General features: G+C 60.1%; 20 protein-coding genes and 1 tRNA gene. 12 read left to right on the forward strand and 9 right to left on the reverse strand.

The features are described 5' to 3' along the window. Positions 1–74: 74 nt before the first annotated feature. Positions 75–509 carry an NUDIX hydrolase gene (locus tag ACNAZA_RS04635; RefSeq protein ID WP_415795272.1) on the reverse strand — a complete coding sequence of 145 codons (435 nt, stop codon included), beginning with the start codon at positions 507–509 and terminating at the stop codon, positions 75–77. A gap of 755 nt (positions 510–1,264) precedes the next feature. Further along, a complete protein-coding gene (locus tag ACNAZA_RS04640; protein WP_415795274.1) occupies positions 1,265–1,705 on the reverse strand; it encodes a hypothetical protein in 441 nt (146 codons plus the stop codon). Between the two features lie 499 nt (positions 1,706–2,204). On the opposite strand from ACNAZA_RS04640, the gene ACNAZA_RS04645 reads away from it, so the two are divergent. Further along, a complete protein-coding gene (locus tag ACNAZA_RS04645) occupies positions 2,205–3,194 on the forward strand; it encodes a Bug family tripartite tricarboxylate transporter substrate binding protein (RefSeq protein ID WP_415795275.1) in 990 nt (329 codons plus the stop codon). Positions 3,195–3,332: 138 nt separating this feature from the next. On the opposite strand, the gene ACNAZA_RS04650 is transcribed toward ACNAZA_RS04645, so the two are convergent. Next, on the reverse strand, positions 3,333–4,124 hold the full coding sequence (locus ACNAZA_RS04650; protein WP_415795276.1) for an alpha/beta hydrolase: 792 nt from the start codon (positions 4,122–4,124) through the stop codon (positions 3,333–3,335). A 430-nt stretch (positions 4,125–4,554) separates the two neighbouring features. On the opposite strand from ACNAZA_RS04650, the gene ACNAZA_RS04655 reads away from it, so the two are divergent. Beyond that, the gene (locus ACNAZA_RS04655; protein ID WP_415795355.1) at positions 4,555–5,904 is read left to right on the forward strand and encodes a C4-dicarboxylate transporter DctA; all 1,350 of its coding nucleotides are present in this window, start codon (positions 4,555–4,557) and stop codon (positions 5,902–5,904) included. After that, positions 5,901–6,650, forward strand: a complete 750-nt coding sequence (locus ACNAZA_RS04660) for a GntR family transcriptional regulator (protein ID WP_415795278.1) — start codon at positions 5,901–5,903, stop codon at positions 6,648–6,650. The genes ACNAZA_RS04655 and ACNAZA_RS04660 overlap by 4 nt, the downstream gene beginning before the upstream one ends. Before the next feature lie 154 nt (positions 6,651–6,804). Here the strand turns inward: ACNAZA_RS04660 and ACNAZA_RS04665 are convergent, their stop codons facing one another. Beyond that, positions 6,805–9,036: an AsmA family protein gene (locus ACNAZA_RS04665; RefSeq protein WP_415795279.1), complete on the reverse strand. Its 2,232-nt coding sequence runs from the start codon at positions 9,034–9,036 to the stop codon at positions 6,805–6,807. A gap of 120 nt (positions 9,037–9,156) precedes the next feature. Between ACNAZA_RS04665 and ACNAZA_RS04670 the strand changes: the two genes are divergently transcribed. From ACNAZA_RS04670 to ACNAZA_RS04690, 5 genes are all read left to right on the forward strand, one after another. After that, on the forward strand, positions 9,157–10,074 hold the full coding sequence (locus ACNAZA_RS04670; protein WP_415795281.1) for a pseudouridine synthase: 918 nt from the start codon (positions 9,157–9,159) through the stop codon (positions 10,072–10,074). 82 nt (positions 10,075–10,156) lie between these two features. Next, a complete protein-coding gene (locus ACNAZA_RS04675; protein ID WP_415795282.1) occupies positions 10,157–10,705 on the forward strand; it encodes a TetR/AcrR family transcriptional regulator in 549 nt (182 codons plus the stop codon). Positions 10,706–10,709: 4 nt separating this feature from the next. Then, the gene (locus tag ACNAZA_RS04680) at positions 10,710–12,911 is read left to right on the forward strand and encodes an MFS transporter (protein ID WP_415795283.1); all 2,202 of its coding nucleotides are present in this window, start codon (positions 10,710–10,712) and stop codon (positions 12,909–12,911) included. Between the two features lie 28 nt (positions 12,912–12,939). Further along, positions 12,940–14,190 (forward strand): HlyD family secretion protein, encoded by a 1,251-nt coding sequence (locus ACNAZA_RS04685; protein ID WP_415795284.1) that lies wholly within the window; start codon positions 12,940–12,942, stop codon positions 14,188–14,190. Positions 14,191–14,219: 29 nt separating this feature from the next. Beyond that, positions 14,220–15,689, forward strand: a complete 1,470-nt coding sequence (locus ACNAZA_RS04690) for an efflux transporter outer membrane subunit (protein ID WP_415795357.1) — start codon at positions 14,220–14,222, stop codon at positions 15,687–15,689. A 36-nt stretch (positions 15,690–15,725) separates the two neighbouring features. On the opposite strand, the gene ACNAZA_RS04695 is transcribed toward ACNAZA_RS04690, so the two are convergent. The 3 genes from ACNAZA_RS04695 to ACNAZA_RS04705 are packed head-to-tail and all read right to left on the reverse strand — an operon-like array spanning position 15,726 to position 18,337. Beyond that, positions 15,726–16,169, reverse strand: coding sequence for a hypothetical protein (locus ACNAZA_RS04695; protein WP_415795285.1), 444 nt, complete (start codon positions 16,167–16,169; stop codon positions 15,726–15,728). A 56-nt stretch (positions 16,170–16,225) separates the two neighbouring features. Then, on the reverse strand, positions 16,226–17,137 hold the full coding sequence (gene cyoE / locus ACNAZA_RS04700) for a heme o synthase (protein ID WP_415795286.1): 912 nt from the start codon (positions 17,135–17,137) through the stop codon (positions 16,226–16,228). 30 nt (positions 17,138–17,167) lie between these two features. Next, positions 17,168–18,337, reverse strand: coding sequence for a COX15/CtaA family protein (locus ACNAZA_RS04705; protein WP_415795287.1), 1,170 nt, complete (start codon positions 18,335–18,337; stop codon positions 17,168–17,170). A gap of 495 nt (positions 18,338–18,832) precedes the next feature. Here ACNAZA_RS04705 and ACNAZA_RS04710 point away from each other — a divergent pair. After that, positions 18,833–18,906, forward strand: a tRNA-Gly gene (locus ACNAZA_RS04710). 308 nt (positions 18,907–19,214) lie between these two features. Here ACNAZA_RS04710 and ACNAZA_RS04715 read toward each other — a convergent pair. Continuing rightward, positions 19,215–19,631, reverse strand: a complete 417-nt coding sequence (locus ACNAZA_RS04715) for a hypothetical protein (RefSeq protein ID WP_415795288.1) — start codon at positions 19,629–19,631, stop codon at positions 19,215–19,217. Positions 19,632–19,975: 344 nt separating this feature from the next. Here ACNAZA_RS04715 and ACNAZA_RS04720 point away from each other — a divergent pair, with 344 nt between their 5' ends. From ACNAZA_RS04720 to ACNAZA_RS04730, 3 genes are all read left to right on the forward strand, one after another. After that, entirely contained in the window at positions 19,976–21,691 is a 1,716-nt protein-coding gene (locus ACNAZA_RS04720; protein WP_415795290.1) for an amidohydrolase, read from the forward strand. Positions 21,692–22,167: 476 nt separating this feature from the next. Further along, positions 22,168–22,836, forward strand: a complete 669-nt coding sequence (locus tag ACNAZA_RS04725; RefSeq protein ID WP_415795291.1) for a hypothetical protein — start codon at positions 22,168–22,170, stop codon at positions 22,834–22,836. Between the two features lie 87 nt (positions 22,837–22,923). Next, positions 22,924–23,316 carry a YfeK family protein gene (locus ACNAZA_RS04730; RefSeq protein WP_415795292.1) on the forward strand — a complete coding sequence of 131 codons (393 nt, stop codon included), beginning with the start codon at positions 22,924–22,926 and terminating at the stop codon, positions 23,314–23,316. A gap of 81 nt (positions 23,317–23,397) precedes the next feature. Here ACNAZA_RS04730 and ACNAZA_RS04735 read toward each other — a convergent pair whose 3' ends face one another. Beyond that, a complete protein-coding gene (locus ACNAZA_RS04735; protein WP_415795293.1) occupies positions 23,398–24,033 on the reverse strand; it encodes a CatB-related O-acetyltransferase in 636 nt (211 codons plus the stop codon). Positions 24,034–24,085: the final 52 nt, after the last annotated feature.

Here is a 24,085-nt window from a genome sequence, read left to right on the forward strand (position 1 = left end):
TTTTTTTACACCTAGGCAGGCTCGCTTGGTTAAGCGTCAGGCTTATATGGACGGCTGTAAACGACCCTAAGCCGTCAACCGTGCCCTGCAGGTAATTTGCTGGCGATGTATTTCAGCGCACCTTGAAATACCCAGTGCCATTGTTCATTCGGTTGCTGCGACAGTGGATGCCAAAAAAACTTGAAGTCATGCCCACCGTCATCGTCAGTTCTATATGTCCATGAGTCAGGCAGGCCGTCTATGTCACAAAGGTGGAGCGCCCAAATCTGGTTCTCGTAGCCAGAGACCCAAACACCTAAGTCTGCCAACGTTTGGGATGCGCTGAGACCACTTTCTTCACGTAGTTCACGGAGTGCCGCATCTCTAGAATTTTCGCCTGGCTCAATGGTGCCTTTGACCAGTTGGAATCCTGCCAAGGGATGCACAAATGCCAGAACTTCGAAAGCGTCTTGCCCCCGAACGACTACCGGACAAGCCTTATTAGGAGGGGACGTTGCTTCCGATTGCATGGGAGTATTTTCAACTATACCGGTGGCCGCTTCTAACTGGGTGCACAGGCTCTGGCCGACCCATTGCTGCCCTTCGGACTCAAGCCGCCAAGTTGATAGATGCGGGCTGTGATGCGCCAACGCAGTTGCTTGACAACGTCTGGGACTTAATAATCCCTGCTGCAATTTCGCAAAACCGTGGTGGCAACATGCGCAATCTTGCTCTTACTGTAGTAATCCTTTGGGGTGGGTTGGCTCACGCAATACAGCCTGTCGAGACAGGACTCCAGCCTCTGCTTGAGCGCCACAGGGGTATTCAACGCGAGCAACAGAAACTCAACGATTTGCTACAAAGCGCGACCACAGAGTCGGAGGCCCGAGCAGTTGCATACCGTGAGTACGTAAGCATTGATCTTGAGAAGCAGGCACTTGAATGCGAAATTAAAAAGGCGAAAAGTTTGGCCGCTTCGCCATTAGTGATGTACGCGACACCTACAGCTGAAAGTGCTTGCCTCGTCAACTTCACCCATCGTCCGAGCAAGTCAACACCCACGACTACTGAAGCTAAGCGGTAGCTGGCTTTCCTAAAGGTTCACTGTCCGTTTCTGGCCGATCTGCGACTGTCGCTGATCGCCCGTTGCGGACCTTCGCATGCGATCATGATGGGCCTGTTTTGCAGCGATTGCCGTCATTGATACAGCCAAGTCCACCGACCACCTCATGACACTCCTCGGCAGCTCGAGCCTGCGAGCAGGATCTCTGCGGGGGGCGCGCGCTCATACCTTGGCGAGGAAGGCCGCCGCATCACCCGCTTCACACTTCCAGTCTGCGAAGACCCCAACCAGATTGCATTCCACGCAGTGGCAAGCGATGTAGTACCAGCGCACGTCATGTGTGCCCTCGTACACGGAGACGCCGGACATCAGCTCGAACACCTCGTTCTCGCACACGCACTCGTGTGCCTCGGGGGCGGCCTCATCAACGTAGTCCGCGCTGTCGCCCATCAGGTGTTTCTGCCCGCAGTCGGTGCATGTGCGGATTGCCACGCCGGCTTCTTCATCGGTCTGCAGCGCAAAAGTCCGACACCCGCAATCGCATTTGGACTGGGCAAACCGGACGGCCTCATGGCGATTCGCAACGCTGTAGCTGCGCAGCTCGGCTTGGGTGTCGCCGGACGTCGTCCCGTACCAGAACTCGCCCTTCTTCGTCAGTGCCATTGATGTTGTTCCATTCTTCAAGGTGGGCTGCCCGGCAGACCTGACGCCAAGCTTGCCCCGATCATCTGGATTTTGCCTGAAGGCACGGTGAATCGTCGTCAATGGGCCGGATCCGGGTGGTCGCCGACAAGGGCTGCGGAAATCCTTGAATGCCGATTCTCGGAGATTGCAGCCAGAGTCCATCAAGTTCAGCTGTTGATCGCCGCAGACATTCGGTGTCGAAGCCCCTACCTCAGCTCTCAGCTTATAGCTGTCGTCCGGAGGTACACAGCGGCTGACCGCTACTGGCCGAACTCCGTCGCTCACATATCCCATCCAGGCCGTGCCAGCTGCCATCACGGCATCCCCCTGCCGCCATCAGCTTGGCGCGCCACGCCATGTTCTGGTTTCTATGTATTTCCTTGTCAAATAATTTAATGACAATGCAGTGAATTTTGTTGAGCAATCCATGGTGTATCGCTGATGGATTGCTTGTGCTTCCCGCTGTATACCTCTCGCTATGAATCTGACCCAAGCCGCCATCTCTAGACGCACTCTGCTTGCCTGCGCCGCAGCATTGTTGGGAGGCTCGTTGCATGCGCAAACCGCCTATCCGAACAAACCCATACGCGTTGTGGTGCCCTACGCGCCCGGCGGCTCGGTTGATATGGTGGGGCGGGTGATTGGCGATATTTTGGCCAAGCAGCTGGGCACTACCGTGGTGATTGAGAACGTGCCCGGCGCCGCAGGTGTGGTGGGTGCGCAGCGTGTGGTCTCGGCCAAGCCCGACGGCTATACCTTGTTGGCGGGCTCCAGCAACGAGATGGCGGGGACCAAGTTTGTCAACGCCGCGCAAAAGTACGATCCGGCTGTCGACCTGACGCCGATTGCGCTGACGGCTTCGGCACCCAATCTGTGGGTGGCGGGTGCCCATGTGCCGGTCAAGAACATCGATGAGTTCATCCAGCTGGTCAAGGCCAATCCCGGCAAGTACAGCTATGGCAGCCCTGGCATTGGCTCCACGCCGCACTTTTCGGGCGAGCTGATCAAGAAGACGGCCGGTGTTCACCTGGTCCATATTCCTTACAAAGGCTCTCCAGCGATGACCGGCGATCTGGGCGGCGGCAATCTGGATTTCGCCATCCTCTCGCCCATGGCCTCGGCGCCTCTGGTGCAATCGGGCAAGATCAAGATTCTGGGCGCCACCACGGCCGAGCGCATCAGCACCTTGAAGAACGTGCCCGCGCTGGCCGAGCATCCTGCGCTCAAAGGCTATGCCCTCAGTGGCTGGTTTGCACTGGCGGCGCCCAAGGGCGTCCCTGCAGACATCGTCGCCAGCTTGCAAAAAGCAGTGCAGGCCGGCTTGGCCGATCCTGCCATTCGCCAGAGGCTGGAAGCCGCAGGCACCCCGCCAGCCAACGGTACGGAAAGTCTCGCCCAGGTCATCCGCACCGATATGGGTAAATACGCCGAACTGGTGAAGTTCGCCAAGATCACGCCCGAGAACTGAGTGGCATTGCGCTGAGCCACAGCGCCTGCTTACGCGTAATGCCGCTCACTGAAGCCCAGAGAACGGCATGTGCAGCCGCAACCGTCTTTTTCATAGCTTTCTGCCCATGTCTGCAGGGCGTCGGCGGGCGATTTGGCTTCAGGGAGCCGGCTGTTTGATCCACTGAGCCATGGCCGCCACGGCCTGGGCTTCCATGCCGATATAGCCATGCCAGTGCATGGCGTGGCATGGATCACCAGACGGGTTGGCGCCGCCATCGACCAGCATGAGTTTTTTGACGGGTGCCCCGGTGAGCGCTTGCAAGACCTCGGGCAAGGCACTGGGCGGGCAGATGCGGCAGGCATCTCTGGCATGGTGAAACAGCAGCACCGGCACGCGGATACGGCTGAGGTTCAGGCTTTGCATGGAGCCGGGCTCTTTGGTATCCACAATGCTGGAGCTCAGCACTACACCGGCAATCACCCCATCGGGCAACTGGCTGGCAGCCACCGCTGCTGAGGTTGTGCCCCGGCTGGTGCCCACCAGCCAGATGGGGGCGGGGCTGCGCTGTTTGACGGCTTCAATCACCTGGCGCAGGTCTTCCATGTGCTCGGGCGACATGCGGTCTTTGGGTTTGAGTTCCTGGCCGTTGGCGCGGCCGAAGATGGCCACATTCAGGCCCTGGGCCACAAAATCCTGCTCGGCGCGCACCAAAAAATTGTCGCTGCTGGGCCGGCCTTGCTCCACCTTGCCAAAGCCGCCCAAACCGCCAGGAAGCAGCAGTACCGTGGCCGCAGACTGGGGGGCGGGGTCCCAGAAAATCGTGGTTTCCACGCCGGCCCTGGTGGGCAGTCTCAGCACCGACCCCTGCGCATATGCCTGGGCCGAGAGCATGAGCAAAGCCGTGCACATCCCGGCATATAGCGAACGAATCTTGGGCATGACCAGCATGGCGCTCTCCTTGAGACATTGGCTTGGCAGTGAAGCTGTACATCGCCCGCACGGATAGGGCCTGCAGCGCTGAAAGCATAGCCTTGCGCCCGAATCCTGCCTATCCCGGCTGCTGGCGCGCATATTGCTTGCATCAATTTCTATCAAATACATAGTTGCAGTGCGCCGCTGGGACTCCCTCTCAAGGATCTGGCTGGCATGCACCGTCTCCGGGCCTGTGCCCCATATGCGGGCATGTTGCGCAGTCCGTCTGCACTACAGCAGGGACGGCTTTGGATTTCATGCACGTAAGTCAGGACTGATCGTCTCTGAAGTGGCGCAAATCTGCAGGGAATACCCGCTTCTGGCACGGCTTTCGCTTATCTACATTCTTGTATGCAAGTTTTCGATGAACTTGCATACAAGAATCTCTAACTTGCGAAAGACGACTATGCGCCGCTTTGCCAAATCACTTTTCGGACAGGTGGTGATCGCACTCATCTTGGGTGTGCTCGCCGGACTATTGGCCCCTGAATGGGCCGCCAAACTCAAACCCTTGGGCGATGGTTTCATCAAGCTGATCAAGATGATCATCCCCGTGCTGGTGTTCTGCGTGGTGGTGCATGGCATCGCGGGCGCTGGTGACCTCAAGCGCGTGGGTCGCGTCGGCGTCAAGGCGTTGATCTATTTTGAAGCGCTGACCACCATTGCCCTGGTGCTGGGTCTGGTGCTGGCCTTTGTGTTCCAGCCGGGCACGGGCATGAACGTGGATACGAGCAAGCTCGATGCCTCGGCCATGAGCGCTTATGCCAGCAATGCCGACAAGCTGACCAGCGGCGGGACGGTGGACTTTCTGATGAAGCTCATTCCGACCACTGTGGTCCAGGCCTTTGCCACGGGCGATGTGCTGCAGGTGTTGCTGTTCGCCGTGCTGTTCGGCTGTGGCCTGAGCATGCTGGGCGAACGCGCGGCTCCCGTGAGCTTGCTGATCGATACGCTGTCGCATGTGCTGTTCAAGATCATGGGCATCATCATCAAGCTGGCGCCTCTGGGCGTGCTGGGTGCGATCTCGTTTACCGTGGGCCAGTACGGCATAGGCTCGCTCAAGCAGCTGGGCATGTTGGTGCTGCTGTTCTATGTGGCCGTGGCTTTTTTCGTCTTCGTGGTGCTGGGTCTGGTGATGCGCCTGTCGGGCTTCAGCCTGATCAAGCTGCTGCGCTATCTGCGTGAGGAACTGGCGGTGGTCTTTGCCACCACATCGTCCGACAGCGTGCTGCCTCAGATCATGGCCAAGCTGCGCAACATGGGTGTACGCGACTCCACCGTGGGTCTGGTGATTCCCACGGGCTATTCCTTCAATCTCGATGCGTTTTCCATCTACATCACGCTGGCTGCCGTGTTCATCGCCCAGGCAACGAACACGCCCATCAGCATGGCCGATCTGCTGACCATTCTGGCCATCGCCCTGGTGACTTCCAAGGGCGCCCATGGCGTGCCGGGTTCGGCCATCGTGGTGCTGGCCGCCAACTTGCATGCGATTCCTGCGATTCCCGCCATCGGACTGGTGCTGGTATTGTCTGTAGACTGGTTCATGGGCATTGCCCGCGCCGTGGGCAACCTGATCGGCAACTGTGTGGCAACCGTGGCCATCGCCGCCTGGGAAGGTGACATCGACCGCGAGCGTGCCCATGCGGTGCTCGACGGCCTGGTTGACAATCAGGAGTCTGTCGATGCTCCCAGCCCAGCGCCGCTTGCCCAGCCTGTGTCTCCCATCCTCCCTGCTCACCAAATCAGCTCATGAATCCTGTAAGCCCCCTGCATATCGCCGAGCGCGTGGTTGAATCCATCCTGGCCCAGAAGCTGGCGCCCGGCGAGAGGCTGGGGGAGCAGGAGCTGGCCGACAATTTCGCCGTCAGCCGCACCATGGTGCGCGAGGCGCTGATGCAATTGCAGGCCCGCGGCTTTGTACAGGTGCAGCCGCGCCGGGGCTGGTACGTGGTCCAGCCCACGGTGGAAGAGGCGCAGGACGCGTTTGCGGCGCGGCGCATCATCGAGACCGGTATCTTGAGCGAAGCCGGTCGGCCCATGCAAAGCGTGATCGGCCAGCTGCGCCGCCACATCGCTCAGGAGAAACAGGTCATAGAAGGCGCCGATGCCGCCACGCGTGCCTTTCTGCTGGCCGACTTTCACGTCTGCCTGGCCGAGCAGATGGGCCACCGTCTGCTGGCCGTCACGCTGCGCGATCTCACGGCCCGCACCACGTTGGCCGCCACGCTCTACCAGTCCACGCACAGCGCCAACCAGTCCTGTGCCGAGCATGAGCGCATCGTGGCAGCACTCGAGCGCGGCGACACCGAAGCCGCCAAGACCTTGATGCTGGAGCACATCGGCATGGTGGAGCGCTCGCTGGACATCCGTCCGCCAGCGCCGCCTCCCGGTGCCAGCGCTCGCCTGCGTGCCACGTTGGCACCGGTAAGCGCAGAGCTGCTGGCCGATTCGGTCGTGAAATCAACCCCTTCCGAGGTATGCATAAAAGCTGCGCTTTGAAGTCGAAGTTGATACGGTCATACCAGCAACTGCTTGAACGGCGTGGACTTGATTTGTTGGGCAGGTGGCAGCCAGCAGAGTCGAGCGCATGGATGGGCTTGGCTCAAGCCATGGTCGTAGCGATGCGTCATGTAATGCGCTTTACTCGCGATTCTCACTTGCCTTGCTCCTTGGCTTGAACCTGTACCAGCAATTGTCTGCAGTTCACATCGTCGTCGGCGGCGGGTACGGTCAGCGGCAGCAAGGCCAGTGCGGCCGGTGCAAAAACTGCCGCTGCTACCGCAGCACCGGCACGGGCTACCAGGGGGCCCGGTTCCAGGCCCACGTCTGGTTTGGCAAAGCTGCCGCGTACATACAGTGGCGTACGCAGCGAAAAGAATTTCCATTGGAGTGCTTCGGGCACGATGCGCAAATCCAGTGTTTCCTGCGCAAGATTGACTTGGCCGGTGGCTTGCACAATCGCTTCGGCAGTTGCCAGCTTGGCGTTGCGGGGCCGGGCTACGCCGTTTTGTATCTGAAGGTCTGCGATGGCGCAGCGCAGTTGCACTTCCTTGTCTGTGCCAAAAAGCTTGGAAACGACAACAGATCCGACGTTCAGCCCGGCCAGATCAAGCAGCTCGCGGCTGAAAGTACCTTCGCGCACATAAAGCCGCACCGAGCCGTTGCCGCTTCCCAGCCACTGCGCCAGGGAATCGCCACGGCCTTGCAAGGTCATGGCTCCATCTAGACGCCCCAGGCTTTTCTTCATTTTCTCTACTTTGGGAAAAAGTGCCGAGAGCTTGAGTGCGTTGACCCGGCCCGTGATCTGGGCGGAAACAGGCTTGGCATGGCTATCCACGGTGGTGCTCAAGTCCAGCGAGCCCTGGGCGAAGCCGAATTGCAGCGGCGAGAGCACGAGCTTGCCGTTGTCGAGCTGGGCGCGCAATTTGAGGTTTTGCAGGGGCAGGGCGTCGGGGCGCAAGATGTGGCTGCTTTCATAGCGCAGATCCATGTCCATCTTGTCCCAGTTGCCGGTATTAAAGCGGATTTGCGGCAGTACCTTGCCATTGTTGGGCCGCGGCTTGGCGCTGCTGCCAGACGGAGTGGCGCCGATTGTCGGGCCCAGATCCTGCAGGCGCAGCAGTTGAGATGACACCTGACCGCTGAGTTTGGGACGGGGTTTGCCGGACTGGTAGTGCAGCTCGCCGCGCACATCGCTTTGTCCCACCTTGCCTTGGAATTTTTCATAGCTCCATATGGCTCTGCCCGGTTGAAGGCTGCCGATCAGATGGCCGCTGGTATCAAATGGCGGAGTGGCAGGCAGCAGCAGACCGGTAAGTTCAAACAGATCGGCCATGCTGTTGCCGCGCAGTCTTACCTGAAAGTCCAAACCGTCCAGCGTTCTGGGATTGTCCAGAACGCCTTCGGCAAAGGCTTGCACGCTGCCGGCCCTGGCCGAGAAGCGTAGCGGAAAACGCAACTGCTCTCGCTGCAGATCCAGAACCGGGCCGGCCAGCCCTTGTGCCTGAATCTGCGCACGTTTTTTGCCTTGCTCCATATAACCGGTCAGGCCAAAGCGTATCCCATAAGGCTGGGTGGCAGTCACGGGCTTGCGCAAGCTGTCAATCCGAGCGCGCACGGCCATGCGTTTGATGCCATCGGCCCAGCCTATAACGCCATGGCGTATGTGCAACTGGCCCAGCTTGAAACTCCAGGGCGGTCCCTTGCTTTCAGGTGTTTTGAAGACCCAGTTGACATCGCCTGCCTTGTTGCGGGCCAGAACCATATCCGGAGCATCCAGTACCAGTTGGTCGAGCTGTATATGCCGTGCCAACAGCGGCAGCAGTCGCAAACTTGCGGTAGCGCTTGCGGCGGTAGCCATGGTGGAGGGCGTACGCTGGGGCGTTTGCGCGCCGGCCTCTGCGATTTCGTCGCTGTCATCCTGGGTGTCTGTAACTGCGGTACCTGTTGTGGGCTTCGTGGGTTGATCGCTGTGAGGCAAGCGTCCAGTGTTGAGGTCTTTGGGAGCCTCAGGCAAGGCTGGGAGGTCATCGCTGCCTTGGTTTGGTGCTTCTTCAACCAGCCAGCCCAGAGGCTGGGAAATTCGCAACTGCCCGGCGGTGACCACCACACCTGGAACCCAATGCTTCCAGCCGGTGTCCAGCGGCTGGGGCCAGGTCCAGTTCAGCCGCAGATCACCTTCCACAGCAAATTCGCGACCGGTAGCGGCACTGACTTTTTCATTGACCCAGGGTTTGAACTGGTTCCAGTCAATCCAGGCGATGGCTGCTGCGGCAGCCAGGCAGAGCACGACCAAGGTCCCGAATATTGCACCCAGCAGGCGCAGCCAGAGCCTGGGCTTGCGTTGGGCGGTTGTGGGGGCAGAGCTACTTGAAGATTCATTCATTGCAACCATGCTAACGCCCGGTTTACGCTATTTTTGGGGACCTTGTTTGGTAATCAGCGTAGGCAGAGGATGACGAAGCCATGCGAATGGCGCCTCATGGCCGCCCTAAAATTGCGAGCCATGCATAACACCCACAATCCCAAAGTCTTGCCGCTGCGCGACGGCGTCAGCCCCAGCTGCGTGGTGGCGCCCAGCCAGGGTGCGGGCTTGCTGCTGGATTTTCTGTGCGAACGCCTGCCCGATGTGGGGCGAGCACGCTGGCTGGGCCGCATCGAGACGGGTGAGGTGGTCAGTGAACTGGGCGAGGTGGCCACGGCGCAAACGCAGCTGCAGCCGGGAAGGCGCTACTACTATTACCGCTCGCTGGACGAGGAGCCAGAGATATCGTTTGCGGCCGAAGTCGTTTACCGCGATGAGCAGCTGCTGGTGGCCGACAAGCCGCATTTTCTGCCGGTCGTACCGGCCGGCCAGTATCTGCAGAACACTTTGCTGGTGCGCCTCAAGCGCGAGTTCGGGCTGGAGGAGCTGTCGCCCATACATCGCATAGACCGCGATACGGCGGGGCTGGTGGTGTTTTCAGTACAGCGCGCCACGCGCGGGGCTTATCAGGCGCTGTTTCGCGATCGGGCGATTCACAAGACTTATGAGGCCGTGGCGCCGTTCAGAGCCGGGCTCGACTTTCCGCGCGAGCATGTCAGCCGCCTGGAAGAGAGCGGGCAATTTTTTCGCATGCACGAGGTGGCGGGCGAGCCCAACAGCCAGACCTGGATGGAAATCATCGAGCACAACGCGCGCTGGGCGCGCTACCGGCTCTCGCCTGTCTCGGGCAAGCGCCACCAGTTGCGCGTGCATATGGCTGCGCTGGGCCTGGCGCTCAAGGGCGATCCGCTATATCCCGTGGTCAACGATCCCGAGCCCGGTGATTACTCAAACCCTTTGCAATTGCTGGCGCGCAGCTTGGCGTTTGACGATCCCTTGACCGGCGAGCGGCGCGCGTTCGAAAGTCGTCGCAGTCTGGCGCCACTGCCAAGCCCCTGAATTTCAGCCGCCGACCCTGACTGCAGCAGGGCGGCTGCTTCTCTGGCATTGAATCGGACAGTTTTGTCCGATAATGCTTCACATGTGTTCCAAACGCCCCCCTGCCGAAGAGCGCCGTACCCAGTTGCTGGATGCGGCGGATGCCGTGTTTGCCGAGTACGGAGTGACGGCTCCGCTGGACATGATTGTGGAGCGGGCCCAGGTGGGGCGGGCCACGCTGTATCGCCAGTTCCCCGACCGGCGGGCTATCACGCTGGCGCTGCTGGAGCGCTCGCTGAACAAGACGCTGGCCGCAGCCCATGCCTTGCGTGACGACGAGCAGGCGTTTTTCAAGCTGCTGGAGATGGTGGCGGATCGGATTGCGATTTCTGCCCCCATGGTCGACTATTGGCGTGCGGTGGACAGGGGCGACGAAATCCTTGCCAATGCGCGCCAGCAGCTTTGGCATGCTTTTGAGGAGCCGATGCAGCGTGCGGTTGCCAGCGGACTGTGCAAGCACATGCTGTCGCAAAAAGACCTGGGGCTGGTGCTTGGCATGCTGGGCGGGTCGCTGCGCGGCGAAACCGCACAGCAACGCAAGGCTCTGGCGCGCCGCGCTCTGCAGATCATTTTGGAAGGCATCAAGGCCTGAAGCTATGAGCCAAACCGCTGCAGCCACTGCTGCAACCAGCGCTGCCTCCGCTGCAGCTGGCGGCGCACCGCCCCAGGCGCCCATGATTTATCTGCGGCGTCCGCCAGACTGGGAAGAGCATGAAAAACCCAGTCTCCCGGGCTCGCCGGCCATGCCTTTTCACAAACCTTGGGTGCGTGTCTGCTATGGCCTGATTGCCGTGCTAATTGCTCTGACCGGGGGCTTGGGCAATGCCTTGTTCACGGCCAATCTACCCACCATCCAGGGACAGATGGGGCTGACGGTGACCGAGGCCGCTTGGCTCTCCGGCGCTTACGTCATGTTCAATGTGACTGCCAATTTGCTGGTCTACAAATTTCGCCAACAGTTCGGCATGCGTCTGTTTGCCGAAATCGGCCTGGGTGTCTACGCCGCTTTGTGCGTGCTGCATCTGCTGCTGGGCGGTTATGACAGCCTGATTCTGTTGCGCGCCGCCAGCGGCCTGGCCGCTGCCACTTGCTCCTCATTGGGCACGCTGTACATGCTGCAGGCCGCGCCGCGCACCTATGTGCTCAAGATGCTGGTGATTGGCGTGGGTGTGGGGCAACTCGCCGCGCCCCTGGCCTGGGTGCTATCGCCAGGCCTGCTCTACAACAGCGACTGGCACAACCTCTATATGTTCGAGGCCGGGCTGGCGCTGCTGTCCTTTGCTGCCGTGGTGGTGCTCAAGCTGCCGCCAGGCGTGTTCATCAAGACTTTCGAAAAGCTCGATTTCCTCACCATGGCCCTCATGGTGCCGGGTCTGGGTCTGTTGATCGCCGTGCTGGTGCAAGGCTACAGCCACTGGTGGCTGGATACTCCCTGGCTGGCCTGGATGCTGGTGGGCTCCATCGTGCTGCTGAGTACGGCACTGTATATAGAGCACCACCGCCGCAATCCCATGCTGCACACTCGCTGGTTCACGCAAGCGCCCACGATACGCTTTGTGGTGGGGGCGATCTTGCTGCGTTTTCTGACCACCGAGCAGACCTACGGCATGGTGGGCCTGCTGCGCACCCTGGGTATGACGCCCGACCAGATGAAGCCGCTGTTCTGGGTGATATTGGTTGGAACGCTTGCTGGTATTACGGTTTCTGCTACTACTTTTGGACTGCCGCATCTGGGCAAGCAAATCCTGGCAGCGATTTCCCTGTTTGCCGTGGCCGCGTTTCTGGATCTGCACCGCACCAGCCTCGATAGACCTTCGGACTTCTTTCTGAGCCAGTTTTTGCTGGCCATAGGCGCGGGTATCTTCATGGGCCCGCTGATGTTGACGGGCGTGATCCAGGGGCTGAAATACGGGCCCAACCATATGCTCACGGCCATTGTCACCATCTCCATGACGCAGGCCATGGGCGGGCTGATGGGTTCGGCCTTACTCAGCACCTACCAGTTGCACCGCGAGCAGGTGTACTCCGTGGCCCTGGTGGCCCAACTCGATCCCACCGACCCCGTGGTGGCCGAACGGCTCAAGATTCAGAACCAGATCTATGGCCGGGTCACGCCAGACCTAGCCATGCGCGCCAACCAAGGCCTGCTGCAGCTGTCGCAAATCGTGCGGCGCGAAGCCAATGTGCGTGCCTATAACGATGTATTTGCGCTGACGGCCGCCATTGCTGTGGCCTATCTGCTGTGGCTGCTGGGCGTGGTCGAGCGCCTGCGCAAGGCTGCGGCACTGGTGCGGGCCCTGACCTGGCAAAGCGGCAACCAGGGCGCGGCAGCGGCAGCAACGGATGGAGCACCGCAAAGAGCTTCCTCGCTGTCCTCCCAGGCCGCAGACCGTAGCCAAATCGCGGTGAACGAAGCCCAGCCCCAGGCTGCAGCAGGCGGTCAGCCCAGGTTTACCGTGGTGGTAGAGGAAAGCCAGACAGATGCCCGCGGCGACGATTTGGCTGGCTACGCCCAGGTGCCGGGCCAGACCCTGGTGATTGAAGGCGAGCAGGCCCTGGAGCTTTCGCAAGCCGCCCAGGCTGCGCAGTTGCAGGAAGCGGCGGTGCTGGCCAGCAGCGACCCGCTACAGGATAACGAGCCGGCGCTGGCGCTGAAAGAGCGTCTGGAAGCCGGCATAGGGCAGGCGGCGAAGGAAAAAGCAGCACAGGAACAGGCCAGCCAGACCGCGCTGCCAACTGCGGCCGAACCAGACAGCAAGCAAGATGCCCAGGCCAAGCCTGCGCGCAAGCCTGATTGAAGACACACAACACACAAAGATTCCGGGTATGAGCGAAAAACCATCCAACACCGCCGCTCCTGCGGCAACACCGGCGGCATCATCAGCAACAGGCTCTGCATCCTCCTCGGCATCGGCCGCACTGCCGAGCACGCCCAAGAAGATCAAACCCTCCACCCGCAGCGTGCTCATCATGCTGGTGGTGGCGCTGGCGGGCATCTTGCTGGTGCTGCGGGCCTGGAATCTCTGGCCTTTCAACAGCTCGGTGATCAGTACCGACAACGCTTATGTGCGCGGCGCCGTCACCATTCTTGCGCCCCAGGTCAACGGTTATGTGACCGAGGTGCTGGTCAAGGACTACGAACAGGTCAAGGCCGGCCAGCCTCTGGTGCATATTGATAGACGTAGCTATGAAGCCTCGCTGGCCCAGGCCCAGGCGCAGCTGGCCAACGCCAATGCCCAGCTGGCCAATGCCGACCAGACCCAGGCCCAGAACCGCGCCACCCTCTCTGCCAGCCGCGCCGGTTTGGCGGCAGTGCAGGCCGAGGCCGAGCGTGCTCAGGCCGAACTCAAACGCGTGCAGGAGCTGGCCGAGCGCGGCTCGGTCTCCTTGAACGAGCGCGACAAGGTGCGCGCCACGGCGCGTCTGGCGCTCAGCAATGTGGCCAAGGCTCAGGCCGATATTGAAATCAATAGCGAAAAGATCAAGGCCACCACGGTCAATCGAGATGCGCTCAAGGCCCAGGTCCAGATGGCCGAAGCCCAGCTGCAACAGGCAAAGATCAATCTGGACAACACCACCGTGCATGCGCCCAGCGATGGGCAGGTCAGCGAAGTCTCGATACGCAAAGGCCAGTATGTGGCGGCCGGAACTCAACTGGTGTATGTGGTGCCGCCCACGTTCTGGGTGGTGGCGAATTTCAAGGAAACACAGACCGCCCATGTGCAGATCGGCCAGGCCGTGACTTTTGGCGTGGATGCGCTGGGCGGTGCCCGCCTCAAAGGCCATGTGGTGGAAATAGCGCCGGCCACGGGCTCGGAATTCAGCGTGCTCAAGGCCGATAACGCCACCGGTAACTTCACCAAGGTGGTTCAGCGCCTGCCGGTGAAGATTTCCATCGACGAAGGCCAGGAACTGGCCGCCCGGGTGCGGCCCGGCATGTCGGTCATGGTGCGCCTGGATACGGCGCAAAAGCTGAGTAATCCTCAAAAACAGGAGCTAAAGGCGCAATCAGATAAAGGGGTAGATGCCGATTTTCCTTTGAATTCTGAGCCTGCAGACCAGAAGGCCAAGCCATGAAACAGCCCATGCTGAACCGCCGGGCCACGATGGCCTGGACACTCAAGCCGTTTGCCTGCGCGGCCTTGGCCCTGGTGCTGAGTGCTTGTTCCCTGCCTCGCATCAGCCAGGTGCCAGCCAGTGCCCAGCCGGCCGTGCCGGCGCAGTGGGAGCAGGCCGCGTCAGCGGCTCAAAACCAGGCTCAGCTTCAGTCGGCCTGGTGGCAGGCTTTTGGCGATGCAGGGCTCAACGCCTGGGTCGGTCTGGCTCTGGAGCAAAGCAATGATGTGCTGACTGCCATGGCCAGGGTGGATGAGGCCAGGGCCAATCTGGAGCTGGCGGGTGCTGCGGCGCTGCCCCAGGTATCGGCGGCCTTGCCTCTGTCTAGCGGTCGCAGCCTGGGCGCGCGCGGCTTGACGCAGACCCGCAGCCTTCAGCCCGGGCTGCAGGCCAGCTGGGAGCTGGATGTCTGGAACCGTTTGGGCGATTTGCGCAGCGCGGCTGATTTGCGCTTGCAAGCCAGCCAGGCCGATGGCGATGCCGTGCAGCTGGCGGTAGCCGCCACCACGGCCCAGGCCTATATAGGCTTGCGCTCGCTGCAGTCGCAGCTGAGCGTGGCCCAAAGCACGCTGCAGTCGCGCGAGGCAGCGGTGCGCCTGCTCACCGACCAGGTGCGGGTAGGCTATATCTCGCAGCTGCAGCAAAGCCAGGCGCTGGCTGAGCTGGAAAGCGTCAGGCAGTCCATAGAGCAGCTGACTTTGGCGTTGGAGCGCCAACGTCTAGCCTTGTTGCAGCTGGCGGGCGGCATCGGCGATGCGTCCGCGCAAAAGCTGATGGGCGAGACATTGCCAGGCCGCGCTGCCACGCAGCCGCAGGGCGACTTGGAGGCGCTGGCAGTGCCTGCGCTGCCGGCGCTGGGCTTGCCGTCCGAGTTGCTGGAGCGCCGCCCGGATATTGCCCGGGCCCAGTTGCAGCTGGCCGCTAGCGACAAGCAGCTGGCCGCGCAGCGCGCCGCATTTTTGCCCCAGGTAAGCCTGAGTGCCAATCTGGGTAGCTTGCTGATCAATGCGCTGGATTACCACCCGGCCACCGTCTGGGGCCTGGGCGGCAGCATTCTGGCACCGTTGTTCAGCGGCGGGCGTCTGCAAGGCCAGTTCGATGCGGCCAATGCCCAGCGCGATCAAGCCGCGTACGCTTATCGCGGCACGGTCATCAAGGCTTTGGGCGATGTACAACTGGCCCTGGTGAGCTGCCAATATCTGCAAACCCAGTGGGCCAGCGCCAGGCAGCGCGAGGCGGTGCTGCAACGCACTCTGGGTTTTGCCAAAGACCGCTACGAGGCAGGCTATGCCAGCTATCTGGAGGAACTGGACGCACAGCGCAATCTGTTTGCCGTGCAGCAGGAGGTGATACGCCTGCGCCAATCGCAGCTGGAAAACGCGGTGCAGCTGTATCAGGCTCTGGGTGGTGGTTGGCAGAAAGCTACGTCGGTAACTGTGACTGGTACTCCTGAAAAGTGAGCGTCCAGCCTATTTTCTGATGAGGCTTGGGCTGATTTAAGGCTTGCTGAAGTAATACCAGAGAACGGCGGTCGCAGCTGCTGCCAGCAAGAGTGCCAAAAAAGGCCAGCCGCTGCTGCGCGTCACTTCACCCGGTGACTGGTCGCGGTCTGCATGGGTTGGGGCTATACCCATGCGCTGTTCTATGCGCTGCTTGGCCTCCAGCAGGCCGATGCCCGTGCTGTCGCACAGCAGTTTGATGGCCTGCAGTTTCTCGCCGCTAGCCAGGGCCGCATCGATGGCCGTCATCACATCCTCAGGTGTGAAGCGCTGATGCCTTGCAGGGTTCGGCTTGCCTTGGGCATCTTCCAGCCGCTCTTCCAACAACTGCTTGGCCTGGGCCAGACCCAGGCCGTTTTGCTCGCGCAGCAAGGCAATGGCGCGGACTTTTTCGCCCTGGCGGGCCAGCTGTAAAATTTCTTCAGGGACGCGATGCGACATGGGGCTCCATTCATTCCATGCGGGTCGGCCCCCTGCAGGCTCAGCCCCCTGCAGGCTCAGCCCAGCCAGATGTAGTGATCGATCAGCAGAGCCAGAAACAGCAGGCTCAGGTGAATCAGCGAGAAGCGGAAGGTCTTGCGCGACAGCTCATCCGAGTAATTGCGGTACAGGGCAATCGCGTAACCGCAAAAGCCGGCGCCCAGGATGATGGCCGTCACCAGATACAGCCACGAGCTCATGCCGTAGATGAAGGGCAGCAGGCAGGCGGCAAACAGCACAAAGGTGTAGAGCAGAATCTGCAGCCGCGTGTACTTGCTGCCGTGGGTGACGGGCAGCATGGGCAGGCCGGACTGGCGATAGTCTTCCACGCGGTACAGAGCCAGAGCCCAGAAATGGGGCGGCGTCCAGAGGAAGATGATCAGAAACAGAATCAGGGCTTCGGGGCCCACATTGCCCGTCATGGCGGCCCAGCCCAGCACGGGAGGCATGGCGCCGGATGCGCCGCCAATCACGATGTTTTGCGGCGTGGCAGGCTTGAGCACCACGGTGTAGATCACGGCATAGCCCACAAAGGTGGCCAGCGTCAGCCACATGGTCAGCGCATTGGTGAAGATCCAGAGAATCGTTGCACCCACCATGCAGAGAATGGCCGAAAAGGCCAGGGCCTGCTGGCTGGAGAGCTCGCCGCGCGCGGTAGGGCGCCAGGAGGTGCGCTTCATCTTGGCATCGATATGGCGCTCCACCAGGCAGTTGAAGGCCGCAGCCGCAGCGGCCACCAGCCAGATGCCTATACAGGCCACGCCCATGTAAAGCCACTGGGAGGCCGAGGGCCAGCCGGGTACGGCCAGCACCATGCCAATCAGCGCGCAGAAAACGATCAGTTGCACCACGCGTGGCTTGGTCAGCGCGTAAAACTGGCTCACGCGTGAGGAACTGCTCTCTGTCAGGGAAATATCACTAGCACTCATGCAAACACTCTCAATTTGTGTGCGCCGCCTTCAACGGGCTGCACCAGTCGTGGGGCTTGGCGCTTGGGACGCATATTGCGTCGCACGGGTCACCGTCAGGCACCAGACCACAATCGTTACCAGAGCTGCAGCACCACCGGTGTGCAGCACGGCGGCAACCAAAGGCCAGTCCAACACCACGTTGGACAAGCCGGTTGCCACCTGCAAAATCAGAAAACCGCCGAGCAGACGCCGCTGCAGCGCCAGCGCCGGCACCAGGCGTAGACGCCACCACAGTGCCGCCAGCACGCCCACCACCACATAGGCCGCCAGGCGGTGCAGGTAGTGGATGGCGGTCAGCGCTTCGAATGCGATGCTGCTGCCATCGGCCAGAAAGCCCAGGGGACGCCAGATCTGCAGCGCCTGTTCAAAATTCATGGCCGGCCACCAGCTGCCCTGGCAGGTGGGAAAGCTGGTACAGGCCAGCACAGCATAATTGGTACTGACCCAGCCGCCCAGTGCCACCTGCATCACCACAATGGCCAGCGCTGACCACAGGCCAAGGCGCAAACCTCTGGAGATCAGCGCCGGCGCCTGCTGGCGTGCCGCCAGACTCATGGCTGCAGCCGGAATGCACAGCAAAGCCAGCAAGCCCGTGCCGCCCAGCAAATGCAGGGTGACGATGGCCGGGAACAGCTTCATGGTTACAGTCAGCGCGCCAAAAGCGCCTTGTATGCAGACCCAGACCAGGGCCGCCGTCGGCCACCAGGGACTCAGGGCGCCTGTGCTGGCTTGCCTGCCCAGTTGGCGTGCACGCCGCCATGCCATGACGGTCATGGCGATGATGAGCACGCCCACGGTGGTGGCCAGATAGCGGTGAATCATCTCCACCCAGGCCTTGCCATGCGTGACCGGGCCCGTAGGCATGGCGGCCTGCGCCTGTGCAATCTGCGCGCTGGCTGCAATCGGGCTGGATGTGCCGTAGCAGCCCGGCCAGTCGGGGCAGCCTAGGCCGGAATCGGTCAGGCGCGTGAAGGCACCGAACAGCACCAGGTCAAAGGTCAGAAACAGGGTCAGAGTGCACAGCGCCTGCAGGCGCTTGCCTGAGCCGGTGCCGCGATTGCGCCACCATACCCAGGCCAGCGGCCCCAGCGCCAGACCCAGGCCCAGAGCCATCAGCTCCAGCATCGGTGCCAGATCGTAGAGGGCGCTATGGGTCATTGCACTGCCTCAGCCAGGGTGTGCGAGCCGGTCTGCGCAATGCAAGCTGTCCATTGCTTGGGCATGGGCAAGAGAGGCTGTGATTTTTCGCAAAAGCGACAGGGCATGGCGTGGAACATGGGCCGCAGCAAAGGCTGCTGGCTTTTTTATCTGAACGGGACGGGCAAAAAACGGCGGCTTGGCGCCGGGGCTGTCAGGCATGGGCAGTTGCCAGGACAGGCATGGGCCAAGCCGCAAGCTTGGTGTTTGATCTTGAACAATTCTACCTGTGTGATTTATGGCAAAGGTCTACATGCTTCAGTGCCCCTAATAACGCAACGGCAGGCAGCGCCCGGCTTGCCCTGAATGCCAGGGAAACTTCCGGTCTGTTGAGAGGCGGCACAAGGCTTGTCAGCCCGGTTTCTTACCAGACCGCTAGCGGGCTTGCGGTACGATGACTGCTTGGCTCACGGCCGCGGCCGTGATTGGCTGCCACCGGCAGCAGTGCCAGACCATGCGGGCGTCGTTCAATGGCAGGACCTGAGTTTCCCATACTCAAGATGAGGGTTCGATTCCCTTCGCCCGCTCCAGCTTTTCAAGGACAAATCAAGCTTTTGCATCCTTGGATGCATCGAGCCGGAGCCGGCCTCAGGCTCCCTTTGGGGTTCAGTCAAATACAAGGCTTCATCGCCTCTTTGCTGCAGCTACGGAACTTCAAGTGCCTGCCATCCAACTCACTGGACTCGCTGCCGGTTTATGCAGAGGATGAGAAAAACCTGCGGTCTGATATCTGATTCAGGTATCCAAATGCAATGAAATCGATAGCTGTTGGCGCTTGATGCATAAGCGCTAGCAGCTAATTTCATCGTGAAAGTGGGGCGTAGGCAGCAAGCGCCTTTCAGCGCAGCTGAATCTGCGAGTGAATCAGCAAAGCATCGGCCTGGCGCGGCTGTGCATGCGCAGGCAGCTGCGGCACATACATGGCGCGCGGCTGGCGGTAGTGTTCGGGCTGACCCTTGCACTCGCGCTTTTCCTTGTATTCACCGTCTTTTTTCCATTCGCGCTCCACCTTGCAGCGGCCGTCACGAAACTTTTCCTGGTGATCGTGGTGGCGGTCATGCGGCCGCACACCCTTGCATTCGCGCTGCTCCTTGTACTCGCCATCGTTCTTCCACTCACGCTCCACCTTGCAAGGGCCTTCCCAGAACTCCTGCTTGCCTTCGTGACGGTGATGGTAGTCATCGCCAGCCCAGCTAGAGAGCGGGGCGGCAATCAGGATCAAAGGCAGGGCCAGCGCGGCGAACACTTTATGCATTTGGACTTTGAAGAGTTCAAGAGGCCGTAAGCCTAGCCTTGAAACGTCGTCGCCGGCTGTAAAAAAGGTGAGCGCAGTTTACGTAGTGCGCCTTGCGAAAAGCCTGCTTTTGTTGCCAGGACACATTTGATTTTCTATTTTTGATGTTTTTTATTTTGTTCTAAGAGATTTACTAGATTTTGTATTGGTGGAAACCACTGATTTTGTTTCTTTTGGTTTTTAAAGACGTGAATCATGCTTGGACTTATCAAAACATGCACCTTGGCTCTATGGAGAAATTTATATGAATGTTAAAAAAATATGCCTTTTCGGCATTCAATAACGTATTTGAATAGGGGGTGGGGATGAAGAAAATAATATCGAAAAATATACTGATATATGGCGCGTTTGCCGTTACGGCCATAACCGGTTTGGTCGCCTGCAATGGCGATGATGCACCTTCCGATGGTTATGCTCAGCTGGTTTATAAAAATGGGAATATATTGACCGTCAACAAAGACGGGCAGGTGGCTCAGGCCGTTGCGGTGAGAGATCGCATGGTCGTGGCGGCAGGGAGTGACAGAGCGGTGAGTAGATATATCGGCAAGGATACCCAGGTCATAGATCTGGCCGGTAAAACCATGATTCCTGGTATTTATGATGCACACAGTCATTTTTCCATGACTGGCATGAATTTAAAATTTGAAGCAGACTTGAATAGCCCACCCATTGGTGCAATCAAATCAATCGAGGAAATAATCAGTCTTTTAAAAACAAAGCAGTCAGAGCTGGGCACTGATGCTTGGCTGACAGGCTTTGGTTATGACGACACGCTCTTATCTGAAAAGCGCCATCCTACCCGTGAAGATCTGGACAGGGTCTCCACCACTCAGCCGGTTTTTGTGACCCATATTTCCGGCCATATGTCCGTCGCCAATACGGCTGCTTTAAAGCTGGCGGGCATTACTGCTGCCACACCCAATCCAGAAGGCGGTGTCATCGGCAAGGACGGTAAGGGTGAACCCACGGGTTATCTGGCCGAAACCGCAGCCCAATTGGTCAGCAAATTCAAACCGGCGTTTACCGCAGCACAACAGCAGGAAGGCCTGGCCGCTGCGGCGAAAATGTATGCCTCCAAAGGAGTGACGACTGCCAATGATGGAGCCACTGGCCCCGCAGGTGTAGAGGCCCTGGAGAAGGCTGCCCAAAGCGGCCGTCTGCCTGTGCGCGTCGTGGCCTGGCCCATGGGACTGAGTGCGCTGACCGGATCGAAAGCGATTGCGCTCACCAGCGGCAAGGTCAAGGTCGGCGGCATCAAGGACTTTCATGATGGCTCCATTCAGGGCTATACCGGCTATCTAAGTCATCCCTATCACACCCCGCACGACGACGATGCGGACTATGCGGGCTACCCTCGATCGAGTCGTGAAGCCTTGGTCGCACGTGCCATCGATGCGCAAAAAGCCGGTGTCCAGATGTTCATTCACGCCAACGGAGATCAGGCCATTGCCGATGTGCTCTACGCCTACCGCAAGGCCCATGAGGCCCATCCGCGCGCTGATGCACGCAATGTCATCATTCATTCGCAGATGGCGCGCGAAGACCAGCTCGACGAGATGAAAGAGTTGGGTGTGATTCCCTCGTTCTTTGAACTGCACACCTATTACTGGGGCGACCGCCATCGCGACATCTTCCTGGGTCCCGATCGCGGCACGCGCATCAGCCCGGTGAAGTCTGCGCTCAATCGCGGTATTCCCTTCACCCTGCATGCCGACACGCCCGTGGTGCCCATGGATCCCATGCTCATGCTGTGGGCCGCCGTCAATCGCGTCTCCACCAGCGGTGCCGTCATCGGCGCAGATCAGCGTGTGTCCGTCATGGAGGCGTTGCGTGGCATCACCATCAACGCCGCCCACCAGAACTTCGAGGAAAAAGAGCGTGGCTCCATCGAGGTTGGCAAATTCGCCGATCTGGTAGTGCTCTCTGCAGACCCTGTCTCTGTCGATTCCATGAAGATCAAAGATATCGAGGTGCTGGAAACCATTGTTGAAGGCAGAACCGTCTACAAGACGAGGAACTGACGCTGCTGATACAGGCCAGGTGGCCGAGGTCTCCGCATGAATGCTGCTTTATGGCGATTTGTACGGGGACTTCATTTTTGATAGCTGCTTGGGCTTGATGCATAAGCGCAAGCAGCGTATTTCACCACAATGCTCGCAGACCTTTCGCTCCCATATCCGCCCATGTGTCTGCGCTGTGGCCGGCGGTTTGTGCTCTGCTTGCGGCAATGTGCTTGAACGGAGCAACTTGCTGGGCCGTGATTTTGGCGCACCACAGACTCAATTGCGTCACGCAGGTTTGCCCGTGGCGAAGCGAACGTACGCAGAAAGTCGACCTAAGATGGCTTGCCCAGCCGCTTAGGTCTGCCCAATGCCTGAGCAGCACTTTGCGCACTCTCCTCTTTTGGCGCTCCCTGCTTGCGCCCTTTCTCATAGAGCACATAGCCTGCCGTCATACCGCAGCGAATGCGTTCACTCCTTGTTATCCCACCCAAAAGATGCATCCAACGATTCACCAAGCCGTCGCTTTTCTGGCACTGCCTTTGGCCGTCGCAGCGCAGGCGGCCGAGCCGCCGTCCCCGATTCCCGCGGCTGACTTGTATATCAAGACCCTGGTCAACCATGATGAGCAAGCCATTCGTCAGTTGAACGACTATCTGCGTCCCGACCGTTTGCGCTCCGGCCGCAGTGCCGACTATGCCGACCTGGCAGCGCTGCAGGCGGCGGACAAGGCCTTCCCCGGCGAAATAACGGAAATCGCGGTGAAGCTGTTTCCGCAAGCCATGCGAGAGGAGATGAAAGCGCCGCTGGAAAGCCTGATGAGCACTGTGCAGCAAGCCAGGCAGAAGTCCGAGTGCAAGGCCTTGTCGTCCGAGCCACCCACGATGGCCAGCAATGGCGTGTTGACGGCTCAAGTGGCTTTTGAGTGCTCGCTGGTCAAAACCCAGGAAACTTGGGCGGCCGCCATTCAGCGCTTGGTGCGTAGCAACGCCGATGTTGCCAAGAGCCGCAGCGAGCTGCAGGCGCTGCAAGCGGCGTATGCCGCGCCTGTCAGCGTCAGCTATCGCGGGGTGTTTCCGCTGAGCATGGTGCCCAAAGACAAGAACGAGGCCTGGCGCAATGACTTTGCCAGAGAGACATTTGACGAAATGCTGAACCAGTTCTGATCTTGTCGCCGGGACTGCTTGCCGTCGTCCTGGCTTTGCTAGCATGAGCGCAGTCAATCTCACGACTGTCAGTCGCAAGGAAGCAGGATGACCCAACTGAATATCGCCAAGGTGGTCTCGGGCTTTGCCCTGTCTCTGGCCGCCGGCACGGCACAACTGGCGCTGGCGGCAGCTCCCTCGGCCCAGGCCCAGCAGGAAATTGCGCATTTGCAGGCCTATCTGAAGAACTCGGGCTGTGAGTTCCAGCGCAACGGCAGCTGGCATAGCTCGGTGCAGGCGCGCGATCATCTGCAGAAAAAATACGACTACCTGGTGAAAAAAGACTTGCTGCAGTCGGCAGAGGACTTCATTGCCCGCGCCGCCACCGAGAGCAGCATCAGCCACAAAGCCTATGAGGTGCGCTGTGCCGGCAAGGCTGCCGAGCCTGCCAGCAGCTGGCTGCAGGCCGAGCTCAAACGCTATCGCGCCCAGCTGCGGTAAGCCTCAGCTCGGCCAGGCGTTGGACCAGTTTTTCCGGACGTAATCCGGTTAAAGCCCAAGACCAGTCTGCGCTTTCAGCTATCAGATTAAATGAACATCCCTGGCCGCCGCCTCCAGCGCGGCGATATCGCAAGCGCATAGCAGGGGCTGCAGACGCTGGAATGCGGCCTCGGGCCAGTCATAGATTTTCAGCGCCAACAACCGGGCGATCACATCGTCGCTGAAGCGCGATTTGATGTGCTGGGCCGGGTTGCCGCCCACCACGCTATAGGGCGCCACGTCGCGGGTGACAACGGCGCCAGCCGCGATCACCGCACCTTCGCCAATCGTGATGCCGGGCATGAGCATGGCCCGCATGCCGATCCAGGCACCGTCGCCGATGCGGGTAGGGCCTTTGGCCTGGTAGGAGGCCAGGATGTTGTCGGCAAAAGGGTAGAGGCTGAACCAGTCGGCTCTATGGGTGTTGTTGCCGCCCATCAAAATCACGGCCTCTGCGCCTATGCAGACATAGTCGCCGATATGGAGCGGGTCCACCTCCCACTGTGATTGCCAGTGCTGCCGGCTGTAGTCGTCGCCGTAGAGGTAGCGAACCACGGACTGCTCAAACGAGCCGCTCCAGGCATCGCTGTAATAGCTGTGCCGGCCTTTGAGGTGGATGTTGGGGTTGCGCACGGTCTCGTGCAGCATCTCGATCCGGGACCAGTGTTTCTCAGTCATATGCATCGCTTGATGGTGGCCCACGCCTTAAAACTGCCCCGCCGGGGCGGGC

This window comes from Comamonas aquatilis, assembly GCF_965139575.1.
GTDB lineage: Bacteria > Pseudomonadota > Gammaproteobacteria > Burkholderiales > Burkholderiaceae_C > Comamonas > Comamonas aquatilis.

Bases quoted from the DNA above. Each gene is read 5' to 3' on its own strand.
- ACNAZA_RS04705 (WP_415795287.1), bottom strand. From the start codon at position 18,337: ATGACCCATAGCGCCCTCTACGATCTGGCACCGATGCTGGAGCTGATG.
- ACNAZA_RS04735 (WP_415795293.1), bottom strand. From the start codon at position 24,033: ATGACTGAGAAACACTGGTCCCGGATCGAGATGCTGCACGAGACCGTG.
- ACNAZA_RS04725 (WP_415795291.1), top strand. From the start codon at position 22,168: ATGCATCCAACGATTCACCAAGCCGTCGCTTTTCTGGCACTGCCTTTG.
- ACNAZA_RS04635 (WP_415795272.1), bottom strand. From the start codon at position 509: ATGCAATCGGAAGCAACGTCCCCTCCTAATAAGGCTTGTCCGGTAGTC.
- ACNAZA_RS04730 (WP_415795292.1), top strand. From the start codon at position 22,924: ATGACCCAACTGAATATCGCCAAGGTGGTCTCGGGCTTTGCCCTGTCT.
- cyoE (WP_415795286.1), bottom strand. From the start codon at position 17,137: ATGAGTGCTAGTGATATTTCCCTGACAGAGAGCAGTTCCTCACGCGTG.
- ACNAZA_RS04695 (WP_415795285.1), bottom strand. From the start codon at position 16,169: ATGTCGCATCGCGTCCCTGAAGAAATTTTACAGCTGGCCCGCCAGGGC.
- ACNAZA_RS04660 (WP_415795278.1), top strand. From the start codon at position 5,901: ATGAATCCTGTAAGCCCCCTGCATATCGCCGAGCGCGTGGTTGAATCC.
- ACNAZA_RS04645 (WP_415795275.1), top strand. From the start codon at position 2,205: ATGAATCTGACCCAAGCCGCCATCTCTAGACGCACTCTGCTTGCCTGC.
- ACNAZA_RS04665 (WP_415795279.1), bottom strand. From the start codon at position 9,036: ATGAATGAATCTTCAAGTAGCTCTGCCCCCACAACCGCCCAACGCAAG.
- ACNAZA_RS04720 (WP_415795290.1), top strand. From the start codon at position 19,976: ATGAAGAAAATAATATCGAAAAATATACTGATATATGGCGCGTTTGCC.
- ACNAZA_RS04655 (WP_415795355.1), top strand. From the start codon at position 4,555: ATGCGCCGCTTTGCCAAATCACTTTTCGGACAGGTGGTGATCGCACTC.
- ACNAZA_RS04690 (WP_415795357.1), top strand. From the start codon at position 14,220: ATGGCCTGGACACTCAAGCCGTTTGCCTGCGCGGCCTTGGCCCTGGTG.
- ACNAZA_RS04715 (WP_415795288.1), bottom strand. From the start codon at position 19,631: ATGCATAAAGTGTTCGCCGCGCTGGCCCTGCCTTTGATCCTGATTGCC.
- ACNAZA_RS04675 (WP_415795282.1), top strand. From the start codon at position 10,157: ATGTGTTCCAAACGCCCCCCTGCCGAAGAGCGCCGTACCCAGTTGCTG.
- ACNAZA_RS04680 (WP_415795283.1), top strand. From the start codon at position 10,710: ATGAGCCAAACCGCTGCAGCCACTGCTGCAACCAGCGCTGCCTCCGCT.
- ACNAZA_RS04670 (WP_415795281.1), top strand. From the start codon at position 9,157: ATGCATAACACCCACAATCCCAAAGTCTTGCCGCTGCGCGACGGCGTC.
- ACNAZA_RS04685 (WP_415795284.1), top strand. From the start codon at position 12,940: ATGAGCGAAAAACCATCCAACACCGCCGCTCCTGCGGCAACACCGGCG.
- ACNAZA_RS04650 (WP_415795276.1), bottom strand. From the start codon at position 4,124: ATGCTGGTCATGCCCAAGATTCGTTCGCTATATGCCGGGATGTGCACG.
- ACNAZA_RS04640 (WP_415795274.1), bottom strand. From the start codon at position 1,705: ATGGCACTGACGAAGAAGGGCGAGTTCTGGTACGGGACGACGTCCGGC.